The sequence below is a fragment of the Nocardia sp. NPDC051756 genome (genome assembly GCF_040681495.1).
Taxonomy (GTDB): domain Bacteria; phylum Actinomycetota; class Actinomycetes; order Mycobacteriales; family Mycobacteriaceae; genus Nocardia.
In genome coordinates this window covers 77312-90567 of record NZ_JBFAYV010000010.1, presented here as the reverse complement: position 1 = coordinate 90567, position 13256 = coordinate 77312, and the positions used below count along the sequence as shown (strand labels likewise).

General features: G+C 69.5%; 14 protein-coding genes. 5 read left to right on the top strand and 9 right to left on the bottom strand.

Going from position 1 to position 13256, the window contains the following annotated elements; all coding sequences use genetic code 11:
- Positions 1-15: 15 nt before the first annotated feature.
- On the bottom strand, positions 16-1587 hold the full coding sequence (locus AB0M22_RS36860; RefSeq protein WP_364736816.1) for a Na+/H+ antiporter: 1572 nt from the start codon (positions 1585-1587) through the stop codon (positions 16-18).
- A 151-nt stretch (positions 1588-1738) separates the two neighbouring features.
- On the opposite strand from AB0M22_RS36860, the gene AB0M22_RS36855 reads away from it, so the two are divergent.
- Positions 1739-2911, top strand: a complete 1173-nt coding sequence (locus tag AB0M22_RS36855) for a cytochrome P450 (RefSeq protein WP_364736815.1) — start codon at positions 1739-1741, stop codon at positions 2909-2911.
- Between the two features lie 9 nt (positions 2912-2920).
- Here the strand turns inward: AB0M22_RS36855 and AB0M22_RS36850 are convergent, their stop codons facing one another.
- On the bottom strand, positions 2921-3916 hold the full coding sequence (locus AB0M22_RS36850; RefSeq protein WP_364736813.1) for a DUF418 domain-containing protein: 996 nt from the start codon (positions 3914-3916) through the stop codon (positions 2921-2923).
- A 120-nt stretch (positions 3917-4036) separates the two neighbouring features.
- Between AB0M22_RS36850 and AB0M22_RS36845 the strand changes: the two genes are divergently transcribed.
- Positions 4037-4477 (top strand): MarR family transcriptional regulator, encoded by a 441-nt coding sequence (locus AB0M22_RS36845; protein ID WP_364736811.1) that lies wholly within the window; start codon positions 4037-4039, stop codon positions 4475-4477.
- 27 nt (positions 4478-4504) lie between these two features.
- Positions 4505-4885, top strand: a complete 381-nt coding sequence (locus tag AB0M22_RS36840) for a DUF5313 family protein (protein ID WP_364736809.1) — start codon at positions 4505-4507, stop codon at positions 4883-4885.
- On the opposite strand, the gene AB0M22_RS36835 is transcribed toward AB0M22_RS36840, so the two are convergent.
- A complete protein-coding gene (locus AB0M22_RS36835; RefSeq protein ID WP_364736807.1) occupies positions 4886-6103 on the bottom strand; it encodes a cytochrome P450 in 1218 nt (405 codons plus the stop codon).
- Positions 6104-6295: 192 nt separating this feature from the next.
- Between AB0M22_RS36835 and AB0M22_RS36830 the strand changes: the two genes are divergently transcribed.
- Positions 6296-6850, top strand: coding sequence for a helix-turn-helix domain-containing protein (locus AB0M22_RS36830; protein ID WP_364736805.1), 555 nt, complete (start codon positions 6296-6298; stop codon positions 6848-6850).
- Positions 6851-6859: 9 nt separating this feature from the next.
- Here AB0M22_RS36830 and AB0M22_RS36825 read toward each other — a convergent pair whose 3' ends face one another.
- Genes AB0M22_RS36825 through AB0M22_RS36815 form a run of 3 tightly spaced genes read right to left on the bottom strand, consistent with a single transcriptional unit; the run spans position 6860 to position 9584 of the window.
- Positions 6860-7744, bottom strand: a complete 885-nt coding sequence (locus tag AB0M22_RS36825) for an aminoglycoside phosphotransferase family protein (protein WP_364736803.1) — start codon at positions 7742-7744, stop codon at positions 6860-6862.
- Positions 7745-7776: 32 nt separating this feature from the next.
- Positions 7777-8421 carry a response regulator transcription factor gene (locus AB0M22_RS36820; protein ID WP_364736801.1) on the bottom strand — a complete coding sequence of 215 codons (645 nt, stop codon included), beginning with the start codon at positions 8419-8421 and terminating at the stop codon, positions 7777-7779.
- Positions 8418-9584 (bottom strand): histidine kinase, encoded by a 1167-nt coding sequence (locus AB0M22_RS36815; protein WP_364736799.1) that lies wholly within the window; start codon positions 9582-9584, stop codon positions 8418-8420. The genes AB0M22_RS36820 and AB0M22_RS36815 overlap by 4 nt, the downstream gene beginning before the upstream one ends.
- 144 nt (positions 9585-9728) lie before the next feature.
- Here AB0M22_RS36815 and AB0M22_RS36810 point away from each other — a divergent pair, with 144 nt between their 5' ends.
- Entirely contained in the window at positions 9729-10724 is a 996-nt protein-coding gene (locus AB0M22_RS36810) for an SDR family NAD(P)-dependent oxidoreductase (protein ID WP_364736797.1), read from the top strand.
- A gap of 4 nt (positions 10725-10728) precedes the next feature.
- On the opposite strand, the gene AB0M22_RS36805 is transcribed toward AB0M22_RS36810, so the two are convergent.
- From AB0M22_RS36805 to AB0M22_RS36795, 3 genes are all read right to left on the bottom strand, one after another.
- Complete coding sequence (locus tag AB0M22_RS36805) at positions 10729-11613, bottom strand: aminoglycoside phosphotransferase family protein (RefSeq protein ID WP_364736796.1); 885 nt, start codon at positions 11611-11613, stop codon at positions 10729-10731.
- A 46-nt stretch (positions 11614-11659) separates the two neighbouring features.
- A complete protein-coding gene (locus AB0M22_RS36800; protein WP_364736794.1) occupies positions 11660-12463 on the bottom strand; it encodes a hypothetical protein in 804 nt (267 codons plus the stop codon).
- Positions 12464-12631: 168 nt separating this feature from the next.
- Positions 12632-13243: a hypothetical protein gene (locus AB0M22_RS36795; protein WP_364736793.1), complete on the bottom strand. Its 612-nt coding sequence runs from the start codon at positions 13241-13243 to the stop codon at positions 12632-12634.
- Between the last annotated feature and the right edge of the window lie 13 nt (positions 13244-13256).

The following is a 13256-nucleotide window of genomic DNA, read 5'->3' as shown; positions in this document are numbered from 1 at the left end:
CGATCTTCGGCCGGTTCAGCGCCTGCCGAGATCGAGCCGCCGGGTCACTCGATCCACGAGGTCCGGCGGCATGCCCGGTTCACGCCGGGCATTGAGCGCTTCGCGGCGACCCGCTTCGACCACCTCGTCGCGGATGACGCGTAACCGCTTGGCCAGCTTCACGTTCCGCTCGGCCTCGGCTTTGGCATCCGCGTCGGCCGCCTGCGGGTCGGCGCGCGCCATTCGCTGCCGGAAGCCGTCGCGGAGGCGTTCGTAGACGTCGTCGGGTAGATCTTGTTCGGCGGCAACCTCTTTCAGCCGCGTCAGCTCGGCCTTGATGACGCGGTCCCACAGCTGGCGTTCGAGTTCGCGTTCCTTCTGGGTGTCCGCGTGCACACCGGTGAGACGGACGACGAACGGCAGCGTCGGTCCTTGCAGCAGCAGCGTGAACAGGACGACGACGAACGCCGTGAACAGGATTTCGGTGCGCCCGGGAAAGTCGGTCCCGTCGTCGGTCACGAACGGAATGGCCAGTGCCAGTGCGACCGTCGCGACGCCGCGCATCCCGGCCCACCAGGTGACGACCGTCTCCCGCCAGGTGTAGGGCTCGTCCGCGTTGGGCCACCAGGCGCGGCCGATCGCCCACGTCGTCAACAGCCAGACCAGGCGCAGTCCGACCACGACGGCGACCACCGCGCAGGCCCCGCCGAGCAGCTTCGGCCAGTCGTGACCGGTCGCGTCGAGCACCGCGCCCAGCTCCAGGCCGATCAGGCCGAAAGCGAAGCCGCTCAACAGCATTTCGATGATGTCCCAGAACGAGGCGCCGACCAGCCGGTAGTCCGAATCGCCGAACTCGGTGACCGCGTCGGTCAGATACAGCGCGCAGACCAGCACCGCGAGCACGCCCGACCCATGCCACGCCTCGGCGAGCCCGTACGCGGCGAACGGCAGCAGCAGGCTCAGCGCCACCTGCCACGTCGCCTCCGCGAGATAGTTGGTCAGCCGGCTCCCCGCCCAGCCGAGCACCAACCCGACCGCGATCGCGACCACCGCCGAGATCACGAATTCCGCTGCGGCACGGGGCGCGGAGAACTTTCCGGTGACCACGGCTTGCACCGCGACGCCGTAGATGACGATCGCGGTGACATCGTTGAACAACCCCTCGCCGCCCAGCACCACCACCAACCGGCGCGGCAACCCGAGACTGCCCGCCAACGCGGTGGCCGCCACCGGATCCGGCGGCGCGACCACCGCGCCCAACGCGACCGCGGCGGCGATCGGCAACGCCGGATACCAGGCATGGAACACCGCGGCCACCGCCGCGGCGGTGGCGATCACCAGCCCGAACGCCCGTAGCGCGATCAAGCCCCAGCTCTCTGCGAATTGCCGCCACGATGTCCGGCGCGACGCCGCGTACAACAGCGGCGGCAACACCAACGGCAGGATCAGATCCGGCGGAATATCGATCCGCGGAGCGAACGGAACCAGCGCCACCGCACACCCGAACACCGTCATCAACACCGCCGACGCCACCCCGAGCCGCTTGCCCAACGGCTCGGCGAAGATCGCGGCGAACAGAATCACGAACATCAGCACCAACTGGTCCATGACCGACCAGTCTGCGACGCACGGGCGACGTTCCTCGGCCGCCGCGCCGATTCGCGGGTGTGAGATTTGCCGGGCGATAGCCTGCTGACCAGGCGGCGGCCGGCCTCGGGCCTTCGAGAAGGCTTGGTGCGCAATGGGAGATGATGAACCGGTGACGGACGCATTCGGTGCCGGGTTCGCGGCAGATCCGTGGCCGACGCTGGCCAGGTTGCGCGCCGAGGGTGGGGTGCATCGGGTGCGGACGCCGGATGGTCCGCCCGCGTGGTTGGTGACGACGTATCGCGACGTGCGCGCGGGACTGTTGGACGATCGGCTGTCGACGAATGTGCACCGGGCGGGCACCGAGGACTATCGGGGTTTCGCGGTCCCGCCGTCGGTGGCCGCCTTCCAGGTCACCGACCCTGCCGAACACGCGCGCCTGCGCCATTTCGTGACCAGCGAACTGTCACCGCGACGACTGTCCGGATGGTCGCACCGTGCCCCGATGCTGATCGATTCCTTTCTGCAAGAACTGGATTCGGGTACCGAGGTCGATCTCGTCGAACGACTCGCCGTCCCGCTGCCCGCCGCCGTGCTCGGCGAACTGCTCGGGCTCAAGGCAGCCGAACGCGAAAGCCTGCTCGGCTGGGCGAATTCGACGCTGCTCCCCTCCGCCGATCCCCCACGCGCCCGCGACACGCTGACCACGATGCTCGCGATCATCACCGCGACAACGGAACAGGCCCGGGCCACCCGCGCCGACACCCTGCTCGGCCGACTGGTCGCCGCCCACGACGACGCCGGCTCGCCGTCCACGGACGAACTCGCCGGGCTGCTGTTCTATCTCCTGTTCGTCTGGTACGAGGTGCTCGTCGACCTGATCGCCGGCTCGGTGCTGACGCTGCTCGGCCGCCCGGATCAGCTGCGGATCCTGCACAGCACGGCGGAAAAGCATTCGGCGGTAGACGAATTGCTGCGCTACCTGTCGCCCCAGGTCCTGGCCGGTCCACGCTTCGCGACCACCGACCTGACCATCGGCGGGCAGACCATCCGCGCCGGACAGACCGTCCTGCTGTGTCTCGCCGCAGCGAATCGCGACCCCCAAATCTTCGACCGCCCAGACGAATTGGACCTTGCCCGGGCACCCCATGCCCAGCTCGGCCTGGGCTACGGCCTGCACGCCTGCCTGGGTAACGCCCTGGTGCGCACGCTGACCGCGACGGCCCTCGACCACATCTTCACCCGCTGGCCGGGTACCGCATTGACGGTAGATGAGCGAGATATCGCATGGCGCTCGGGTTTTCGGCATCGCGGACCGTTCACCCTCCCGGTGAAGCTCGGCTGATCCGCCCACTCACCGATACCGAGTCGGCTCCGGTACGCGCCTCGCGGGGACCAACTCCCACCAGGTCACGCAACGCCAGAGCCATTCGAGCGGGCCGTAGCGGAACAGCTGGAGCCAGGCCCAGCTGGCGACGGCTTGGATGACGATGATCGCGGCGGCCAAGGCCAGGAGGAGGCCGTATTTATCGGTGCCGGCCAGGCCGAGGTGGGGTTCGGCGAGCAGGATCAGCGCGGTGGCGCCGAGGTAGTTGGTCAAGGCCATTCGGCCCATCGGCGCCAGCACCTCGGACAGGACGCTGCCGGTTTCGGTGCGCAGGAGCAACAAGAGGCCGGTCAGGTAGGCGAGCGCGCCGAGGAGGCCGGCGATCGGCGGGGCGTTGCTGATCAGTAGGTCGAGGTAGGGGACGCGGTATTCCCACAGTGCGGTCAGGACCGCGGCGGGAAGGGCCAGCGCGAAGGCGGCGGCGATCTGCCAGCCGCGTTCGTCGAGGGTGTCGGCGATGCCGTAGCGGGCGGTGGCCAGGCCGAGCAGGAAGAGTCCGGGGACGAGGCCGAAGCCGCCGCCGAGGGTGACCGCGACCCCGATGGTCGCGGCGAGGCCGGCGACCAGTATCGCCAGGCGGGGCAGGCCGGCGGCGGGCAGCAGGATGACCAAGCCGACGAGCGCGTACGGCAGCAGCGCTTCGCCGGGCTGGAACTGGTGGTGCACGAGTCCGAGCAGGCCGAGCGCGACGAGGCGACGGATCAGGACCAGCCGGGGACGGTCGGTGCGCTGGGCCGCGCTGTCCAGGAACAGGGCGAAGCTCAGGCCGAACAGGAACGAGAAGATCGGGAAGAAGCGGCCCTCGAACAGCACCGAGAGCAGGTGCCGCAGCGGGATCATCTCGCCGGGCGCTCTAACCACGGCCAGGTCGGTGAGCTGCCAGATATTGACCACGAGGATCCCGCACAGGGCGAATCCGCGCACGGCGTCGAGCTCGTGGATGCGGCCTGTGTCGTTGTGCATGTGTCTCAAACTAACGATTTCCCGCGCCGGAACCACGCTTCTCCGACGTGATGTCGCCCATACACTTCATGCACTAACTGTTTGTGCGTTAATCTTAATGGCAGTTCGACAGGAGGACAGATGGACGATCCGTTGCAGCTCGACCGGCAGGTGTGCTTCGCGCTGGCCGTAGCCAATCGCGCGGTGCTCGGCGTGTATCGGCCGCTGCTGGAACCGCTCGGGCTCACCCACCCGCAGTATCTGGTGATGCTCGCGCTGTGGGGCGAGGCACCGATGTCGGTGAAGGCGATCGCCGAGGCCATCCAGCTGGACTCGCCGACCCTGTCGCCGCTGCTCAAACGGCTGGAGAGCGCCGGGCTGATCACGCGCGAACGGGACAGCCGGGACGAACGGAACCTGGTCGTCAACTTGACCGAGGCCGGTGTCGCGATGCGCAAGCAGGCCGAGAAGATCCCGCCGGCCGTGGTCGAGCGGCTCGGCGTCACCCTCGCCGATCTCGAGGAACTGCGCGAGGTGCTGACTCGCGTCAACCAGGCCGCGCGTCGATCGCTGACCGTCTAGCCCGGCAACACCATGAGGAGTTCGCACATGTCCCGAAACTCGCGGCGGCCCAACCCTATCCAGTGGATCGGCTACGCCTTCGGCCGCCGCCTGCCCGACTCGATGCTGGACTGGGTGCGTAACGACCTGGCCGGCAAACATGCGACCACCCGGCACATCGTGCGCGGGATGATCCCGTTCACCCCGCCGTTCGTCATCTTCCTGCTCTTCCCCGGCGAGCTGTGGTTACGCGGTTCGATGGTGCTGCTCGCCGTGCTCCTCGCACTGTTCTATACCGCCGCCTTCATGCCGATGAACCGCGCGCACCGCCTCGCCAAGCACGGCCTGCCCGCCGACCTGGAGAATCCGGACCGCGCTCGCCGTCGCGCCCTCGAACGCGCGAGATACGCTGCCCAGCACCCACATTGATCAGGCAACAGCCAAGGTGAGACGCTGATGGCGACGGACGAAGATGCTCGGAACCCAGTGGGCCGCATCAGGAACCAGGTGGAACTCAGCGGTGCGCTCGAGTAGCGCGGCAATAGCGATCCGGACTTCCAATCGCGCCAACGCGGCACCGACGCAGAAGTGGATGCCCTTGCCGAAGGCCAGATGTCCGCGTGGGACGCGACGATTCAGCCGGATCTCGTCCGGCTCGGCGAAGACCGCAGGGTCGCGATTCGCGGCACCCCACAACAGCAGCAGGTGACTGCCCGCGGGCAGCTCGACACCGCCCAGCTCGGTGTCACCGACGACATGGCGATGATGGGCGCGGAAGGGCGATTCCAGCCGCAGGGTCTCCTCCAGAAAGGGTTCGAGCAGGTGCGGTTCCGCGCGGACCCGGCGCTGCATGGGCTGATCCGTGGCGAGCAGCCGAGCGGCGTTGCCGAGCAGACCCGCGGTGGATTCACCGCCCGCGCCGACCAATTGGACCAGGATCAGGACGGCGACCTCGCGGCTGAGATCGCCTGCGCCGCAAGCCCGGGCGAGGTCGCCGAGCAGATCGTCCTGCGGTGCGGCGCAGGCGATCGCGAACTTCTCGTACAAGTAGCCCGCCAACTCGACCGACGCCGTCACGACCGCGCCGAGCCGCTCGGTGGTGACCACACCGGCGAGCAGTTCGGTGCTGGTGTATCCCCAATTCATCAGCTGCGCAACGTCACCGCCGGGCAGGCCGATCAGCCCGGCGACCACGGTCATCGGCAACCGATCGCCCATCGCCGCCATCCACTCGATGCGTTCGCCGTCGAATCCCTTCTCCCACAACCGATCCACCGTCGCGGCGATCGTCGGCTCCAGTGCCCGAATACGTTTCGCGACCAAGGCAGGCAGCACCAGCTTCCGGTGCCGCAGGTGCGCGGGGTCGTCACCGGTGGCGAGCACGTGCACGGCGTCGCGCCGGTCGTCCAGGCCGAACACCGCCGAGGACCCGTCCGGCCGACGAATCAGCGCGCCGGTCAGGTTCGAGGAGAAGTCCGCGGTCCGGCCGGTCGCCTCGACCACCAGATCCCATCGGCTGACCAGGAAGAAGCCGGTGTCCGCCACCCGATGCACCGGTGAGCCGGTCCGCAGCCGGGCATAGAGCGGGTACGGGTCGTCGAGCAGGCTCGGCTCGAACAGGTCGATCGCGTCCAGCGCATTGGTCATCTACAACAGATTTCGCAGGTTTCCCGGCCGCGTCAACCGTTTAGGAAAAGTGAGAATTCGCTGGTCATCGCCCCTATCCGCGGATGTCTCCGGTACCGAGGACACCTGCGGATTCCTGTGGCAGACTGGGCGAATCCGTCTCACTATGAGACAAAATAGTTCGACCGTATCTCGCCCGAATCGGGGTTCCTGATGACCCGGCAACCGGATTGGCTGGTCGGCGGCGACCGCCACCAGCTCGCCGTCGAGCGCATCCACGCGGCCGCCGCCGAGCTGATCGCCCGCGGCGGGATGGGCGGGCTGAACATCGACCAAGTCGCCGCGCAGGCGGGCTGCGCACGCGCGACGGTCTACCGCTATGTCGGCGGGAAATCCGCCTTACGCGAGGCGGTCCTGACCGGGGCCACGGCGCGAATAGCCCAGACCATTCAGCGCTCGGTGGCGCCGCTCGACGGCGCTGAACGCGTGACGCAGGCAATCCTCGGGGCGTTGACCGCCGTCCGCGCCGACCCGGTGGCGGTCGCCTTCCTGAACGCCAGCACCCCTCAGGAAATCGACGGGTTCCTCGCGGGCAATCCCCGCCTCGCCGACGCCGCCGTCGAACTCACCGGAATCGCCACCGCCGACCCCGCCGCTGGGCAGTGGATCGTCCGGGTGGTGCTGTCACTGTTGTTTTGGCCCGCAACCGATCCCGCCACGGAGCGGGCGCTGGTCGAACGGTTCGTCGTACCCAATTTCGCCGCATAGCAACCACACTCAGCGCAACGCCCACGGCGCGATGTCCTGCACCGCGAGGTAGCCGTCGTCGTCGAGGTCGTCGTCGTCCAGGAAATCCAGCCAATTCCGCACGGCGCGAACGAGAGTCCACGCTCTGGCCCGGTCTGCGTCGAAGCCCGCGCCGTCGACGATCGCGGCGAAACGGTCCGCCAGCGCGGACTCCGAGCGGCGGTTCCAGATCAGCGACAGGGTGGTGAATTCGGGATCGCCGACGAGTGGTTTCGGATCGATCACCAGCCAGGGTTCGCGGGTGCCGGCCAGCACGTTCTCGTAGTGCAGGTCCTCGTTCGCCAGTAGCCGGGCGGCGCTGGGGCCCAACTGATTACACACATCTACGGCCGCGTCCAGCAGCTTGCGCGGGAACGGCCGGCCGAGGCGCTGCCAGTCCCGCGGCAGTTCGATCGCGTGGCGTTCGGCCTCGGTCCGCAGGTCGCGGCCGAGACCCGGCGGGGCCGGGATCGCCAGTCGGCGCAGCAGGTCGGCGGCGATCCGCACGGCATCATCGATCGGCTCGGTCTCCAGCGACCTGGTCGAATCGAGGCGTTCCAGCAGCAGCACGCCGCGCTCGGGATCGCTGTCGAGCAATCGCACCGCACCCACGCCGGCCCAGGTGGCGAGCGCGAGCGGTTCGTCGCGGGTCTCCGGCATCACCATGCTGAGTTTCAGCACGACCGGGGTGCCGTCGGCTCTGGTGGCGGGCAGCACCAAGCCGACGTAACCGTGCATCGCCGGGCCGTCGAAGGTCAGCTGCCAGCGTTGCCGGTATTCCTCGGCGAGCGCGGGCAGGCCGGCCAGCCAGGCACGTGCCTCCTCCCCCGCGGTCCGGGCAATGTGCTCGGTGAAGAACTCGGGAACAATGCTCACCTATCGAGCCTCTCAGCCGTGTCCAGCCAATTTCAGCGGCCGCGGACGCCGAGGACGGCCAGTTGAACGCGATTGGTGCTGCCGGTTTTGGCCATCAGGTTGGTGATGTGGGTTTTGACCGTGGTGATGCCGAGGTGCAGGCGGTCGGCGATGTCGGCGTTGGCGAGGCCCTCGGCGACCAAGGCGAGGACCTCGGATTCGCGGGTGGTCAGGCCTTCGGGCGCGACGGGTGCGCGCGGCGGTGCGACGGTGCGGGCGGCCAGGGCGGAGTCGACGACGCGGCGCAGGATGTCGGGCGAGAAGGGATGATCGCCGGCGGCGGCGCGGTGGATGCCGTGCAGGAGGTCGGTGGGTGAGGCGTCCTTGACCAGGAACCCGCAGGCGCCCGCGGCGAGGGCCGGGTAGAGGTGATCGTCGTCGTCGAAGGTGGTGAGGGCGAGCACGCGGGCGCTGGGCCGGTTGGCGAGAATCGCCGCGGTGGCGCGGATTCCGTCCATGCCGGGCATGCGCAGATCCATCAGGATCACGTCGGGCGTCAACTGTTCGGTGAGGCGGACGGCGTCGGTGCCGGTGGCGGCCTCGCCCACCACCGCCAGGCCGTCGTCGGTCTGGCAGAGCATGCGCAGGCCCGCGCGGACCAGGTGCTGGTCGTCGACGATGAGCACGCGAATCGTCATGGCAGCACCGGCTTTCCGAGCGGAAGACGGGCCGCGAGTTGCCATTCCGCGCCGACCCGGGCGGCGGCGCATTCGCCGCCGAGCAGTTCGACGCGCTCGTGCAAGCCGATCAGGCCGAGCCCGTGGCCGCTGGATCGGTTCACGGCGGAACCATTGCCGGATTTCGATGGAATTCCGTTGTCGCGCAGGGTGAAACGGATCTCGCCGGCCGGCATGGCGATGGTCAGCCGCGCGTGCGCTCCGGCCCCGGCGTGTTTCGCGATGTTCGAGATGCCCTCCTGGGTCAGGCGCAGCAGCGTAAGGGCAAGTACCGCATCGACTTCGATGATGTCGTCGGTCACCTCGGCGTCGACACTGATCCCCGACTGGCGCGCGCGGTCCAGCACGGCGGTGAGTGCGGCGGGCAGGTCGGCGGGGGCGAGGAAGGAGTCGCCGGTCATCGCCGGATCTCGCAGGATGGCAACCAGTCTGCGCAGATCGGCGAGGGTTTCCTTGCCGCTGGCGTGGATGTCGTCGAGGACCTCGAGTGCGCCGGGTGGCGCGTCGGGCATGGCGTGCCTGGCCACGCCGACGCGCAGCACGGTGGAGGACACGTGGTGGGCGATCAGGTCGTGCAATTCCCTGGCGATGGCGGTCCGTTCGACGGCGCGGGCCGCGGCGACCTCGGCGTCGCGGCGCTGGGCGATCTCGTGCGCTTCCCGGCGCGCGTGGTCGGCGCCCGCACGCGCGGTGCGCAGCAGGATGCCGATCAATACCGGTGCGCCCGCCATGACGACTGCGCGATAACCGTTCGCGGCCAGATCACCGCTGGGATGCAGGAGGTAGGCGGCGGCCAGCGCGCAGGCAGCCAGCCACGGTTGCCAGCCGGATCGGCGCGCGGACAACTCGATCAGCGCGATCGCGGCGGCCACCTTGGCCACCACCGGACCGGTATCGCCGATCTCGAAACCGAGCAGCAAGAGCGCGCTCACCAGGATCGACGTGCCGAACGGCCAGCGCACCCCGCCCGCGGTCGCCAGCACGGCAAGCGCCCCGATCGCCCAGTCCAGCAGGCTCGGCCGATCGGCGAGGAACACCAGGTACCCCGCCGCCGCGACCGCGAGCACCAGCATCCGCACCGGCAGGAACCGCGCGTCGAGCCACGATTCCACGCCACGTGTCATTCCCGCCGATCGCACCACGTCCTCATCATGCCGCGCGCCGCTACCGCCCGGCTCCTCCCTCCGGAGGAGCGGCCTCCTCCGCGCGGCCGGGATTCGGGCCCGCAGGCGGAGTCGCCGGGCCGCGGTTGCCGGGAAGGTGAGGGCATGACGAACGACAACGACTCGGTGCACGTGGCCGACAACGGCGAAGCGCACGACTCGACCCACCCCGCTGCGAGAACCGGCAAGCCACAGCCGAGCCGCAGGCGCCTGCTCGGCACGATGGCCGCGTCCGGTCTCGCGGTCGGCGCGGCCGCGGGTCTCGCCGGTGTTGCGCTGGGCACGGATTCCAACCCGCCGAAGTTCACCCCGACCGCGTTGCGGCGATTCGAGGGCAAGACCGTGTTGATCACCGGGGCGACCTCGGGCATCGGCGCGGCGGCGGCGCGGTTGTTCGCGGCCGAAGGCGGGCGGGTCGCGTTCTGCGGGCGACGGGAAGACCGCGGCCGTGCGGTGGAGCGCGAGATCCGCGCGGCGGGCGGCGAGGCGACCTACATTCGCGCGGACGTCCTGGTCGAGGAGGACATCCGCAATTTCGTCGACGCGACCGTGAAAACCTATGGCGGACTGGATGTCGCGTTCAACAACGCCGGCATCACCGTGCAGAAGAAGCTGCACGAGTACAGCACGGCGGACTTCGATCGGGTGCTGAACACCAACCTGCGCGGCACCTTCCTCGCGATGAAATACGAAGTGCCGCACATGCTCCGCCACGGCGGCACCATCGTGGTCACCTCGTCCAGCAACGCACTCACGACGGACGCGGGCAGAGGCGCGTACACCGCGAGCAAGCGCGGCCTGGTCGGCCTGGTGCAGGCCGCGGCGCTGGACTACGCGGCGAACGGCATCCGGGTCAACGCGCTGATCCCCGGGACCACCGACACCGAATTGGTGCGCCGGGCAGGCGGATTCGAGAACATCCCCGACGACGTGTACCAGGTGATGATGAAACAGTGGGCGAGCAGCAATGTTCCGGGGCTCGGCCGGCTGGCGACGGCGGCCGAGATCGCCGCGTTCGCGCTCACCCTCGCCTCCTCCGACCATCCCTACCTCACCGGCGCCCAGCTGGTCATCGACGGCGGAAAGACCGCGCACGCCTGAGGGTTCAGCGCAGCGCCCACGGCCCGATCTCCTGGACGGACGGGTAGCCGGGGTCGTCGCAGTCCGGCTCCTCGGCGAACCACAACCAGTTCCGGGCGCACTGCACGAGGGTCCAGGCGCGGGCCAGCTCGGCGTCCAGTCCGGCGAGGTCGACCACGGCGGCGAAGCGGTCGTCGAGCGCGGATTCGGTGCGGCGACTCCACAACAGCGACAGGGTGGCGAATTCCGGATCGCCCGCCAGCGGCTGCGGATCGATGACCAGCCACGGCTCGCGTTGTGCGGCAAGCACATTCTCGAAGTGCAGGTCCTCGTTCACCAGCAGCTGGTCGGCGACGGGTCCGAGCTGGGTGCACACCTCGACGGCCGCATCCAGCAGCTTGCGCGGGTACGGTTCGCCGAGGCGGGCCCACTCCCGCGGCAATTCCTCGGCCCAGCCCGCGGATTCGGTGCGCAGGTTCCGGGAAATGCCCTGCGGCACCGGGATTGCCAGCCTGCGCAGCAGTTCGCAGGTGATCCGCACCGCGTCGTCGATCGGTTCGGTGTGCAGCGAGCGCCCGGCATCCAGGCGCTCCAGCAGCATGGCTCCGTTCTCGGCATCACTCTCGTAGAGCAGCACCGCGCCGTCACCCTGCCACGCGGCCAGCGCGACCGGCTCGTCCTTGGTCTCGGGGGTCAGGTAGGCCAGCTTGAGCACGGCCGGACTGCCATCCGCGCGCCGGACGGGCAGCACCAGCGCGCCGTAGCCGTGCATGGACGGTCCGTCGAAGGTGAGGCGCCAGCGGTCGGCGTAGTGCGCGGCGAGGTCGGGCAGGCGGCCGAGCCAGGCGCGGGCCGGTGCGCCCTCCTGGCCGGCGAGTCGGGTGGCGAAGAATTCGGGCACGACGGTCACGCCATCGAGCATCTCAGCCGTGTCGATCGATTTTCGACGGACCCGATCAGGGGGCGGGCGGCGGAGGCGGCGGCACCTGAATGAACGGCGGCAGCCCGGGAATCAATGGCGGCGGGGCGGGAGCCGGCGGCGGGGCCGGCGCGGGCGGCGGGCCGGGATCGGCAGGCGGCGGGCCCGGGTCTGCCGGCGGCGGGCCCGGATTCACCGGCGGCGGGCCGGGGTCCATCGGCGGCGGTCCGGGATCGGCGGGCGGCGGGCCCGGATTGGGCGGCGCCGGCACGGGTGCCCCCGGCGGCAGCGGAACGCAGACCCAGCGACCGTCCGGCGGCAAACCCCACTGCGCGGCGATCCCGTCGTGCGAGCAATCGTCACCGACCGCGTGGATGTCCGGCCCCTGCCCCTGCGGCAGGCAGACCGAGCGCCCGTCGTGCCCCCGCCCCCACCGGGCGACGATCCCGTCGTGCGAGCAGTCGTCGCCGATGCGGTGCACGTCCTGCCCGGCCGGGACACAGGCCCACTGCCCCGCGCGCAGATCCCAGCGGGCGAGAATGCCGCCCGCCGAGCAGTCGTCGCCGAGCTTGCGGGCGGGCTGCGGCACCGGCGCGACCGGCGTCGCGGGACCCGGGCTCACCTGGGTGGGCTTGGCGGTCGCGTTGCCGCTGGACGACGGGCTCGCGGTGACCGTGGTCGAGGCCGTCTTCTCGTCCTTCGAGTCCCCGCCCGACCCGAGCAGCAGCCCGACCGCGACCACCAGCACCAGCGCCGCGGCCACCACCGCGGCAATGACCAGGCCACGGTTGTCGGCGCCGCCGCCCCCTTCGGGTTCGTGACTGCCGCCGGGTGCCACCATCGAAACCGCCTTCACTGTATGGACAGGAAATACCGGTACGAAAGTTGATCTTCACGGCACGCTACCCGAAGGTTGCTGAGTCGATGCTCACTTTATGTAGTTTTTATTTATGCAGGTAGAAGCCATTTACGAGAAATAGCTACCGGTAAACTCGTTTGCTGGGGCAGGTCACTGCTTGGGCAGCGCGCCCGCGACCCCGCCGACGTCGGCGACCTTCCAGCCATTGTTCGGATCCACGTTCACCGTGTAGGTGACCGTGGTCTGCGCGCCCTCGGGCGTCTGGGCGCTGGTCGAGGTGACGTTGAGGAAGACGTTCACCTTGTAGACCCCGTTGTCGGTGTTCATCACCTTGGCGGTGATCGGGGTGGAGGTCGAGGTCCACTTCAGCGGGACCAGGATGTCCTGCAACTTCGACGCGGTGGCGTCGAACTTGCCGGCCAGCTGCGGGGTGGTGTTGGCCTTGAGCTTGGCCACCCAGCCGTTGACGTCCTGGAAGTTGATGTTGGACGCGCCGACCGCGTAGTCGGTGGCGACCTGCTCGGCGTGCCGGTCGGCGGCGGCCGCGGCGTCGCGGTCGCTGACCTCGCCGCGCGCCGAGGTCCACAGCGTGGCGAACACGGCGGTGGCGGCGGCCAGCGCCACCAGCGCGGCGCCGAACGCGACGGTCGACAGGCGGATCGATACGGTCCGCCCGCCCTGGTCCGCCGCGGGCGCAGGCGCGGCCGCGGTGGGTTCTTCGTCGGTGTTCGACTTCGGTTCGGTCACAACGTCGTTCGACATCGCGGCCTCCTTT

Excerpts from the sequence above, each read along its gene's own strand:
- AB0M22_RS36840 (WP_364736809.1), top strand. The coding sequence starts at position 4,505 with ATGTCCCGAAACTCGCGGCGGCCCAACCCTATCCAGTGGATCGGCTAC.
- AB0M22_RS36845 (WP_364736811.1), top strand. The coding sequence starts at position 4,037 with ATGGACGATCCGTTGCAGCTCGACCGGCAGGTGTGCTTCGCGCTGGCC.
- AB0M22_RS36835 (WP_364736807.1), bottom strand. The coding sequence starts at position 6,103 with ATGACCAATGCGCTGGACGCGATCGACCTGTTCGAGCCGAGCCTGCTC.
- AB0M22_RS36850 (WP_364736813.1), bottom strand. The coding sequence starts at position 3,916 with ATGCACAACGACACAGGCCGCATCCACGAGCTCGACGCCGTGCGCGGA.
- AB0M22_RS36810 (WP_364736797.1), top strand. The coding sequence starts at position 9,729 with ATGACGAACGACAACGACTCGGTGCACGTGGCCGACAACGGCGAAGCG.
- AB0M22_RS36795 (WP_364736793.1), bottom strand. The coding sequence starts at position 13,243 with ATGTCGAACGACGTTGTGACCGAACCGAAGTCGAACACCGACGAAGAA.
- AB0M22_RS36830 (WP_364736805.1), top strand. The coding sequence starts at position 6,296 with ATGACCCGGCAACCGGATTGGCTGGTCGGCGGCGACCGCCACCAGCTC.
- AB0M22_RS36815 (WP_364736799.1), bottom strand. The coding sequence starts at position 9,584 with ATGACACGTGGCGTGGAATCGTGGCTCGACGCGCGGTTCCTGCCGGTG.
- AB0M22_RS36800 (WP_364736794.1), bottom strand. The coding sequence starts at position 12,463 with ATGGTGGCACCCGGCGGCAGTCACGAACCCGAAGGGGGCGGCGGCGCC.
- AB0M22_RS36860 (WP_364736816.1), bottom strand. The coding sequence starts at position 1,587 with ATGGACCAGTTGGTGCTGATGTTCGTGATTCTGTTCGCCGCGATCTTC.
- AB0M22_RS36820 (WP_364736801.1), bottom strand. The coding sequence starts at position 8,421 with ATGACGATTCGCGTGCTCATCGTCGACGACCAGCACCTGGTCCGCGCG.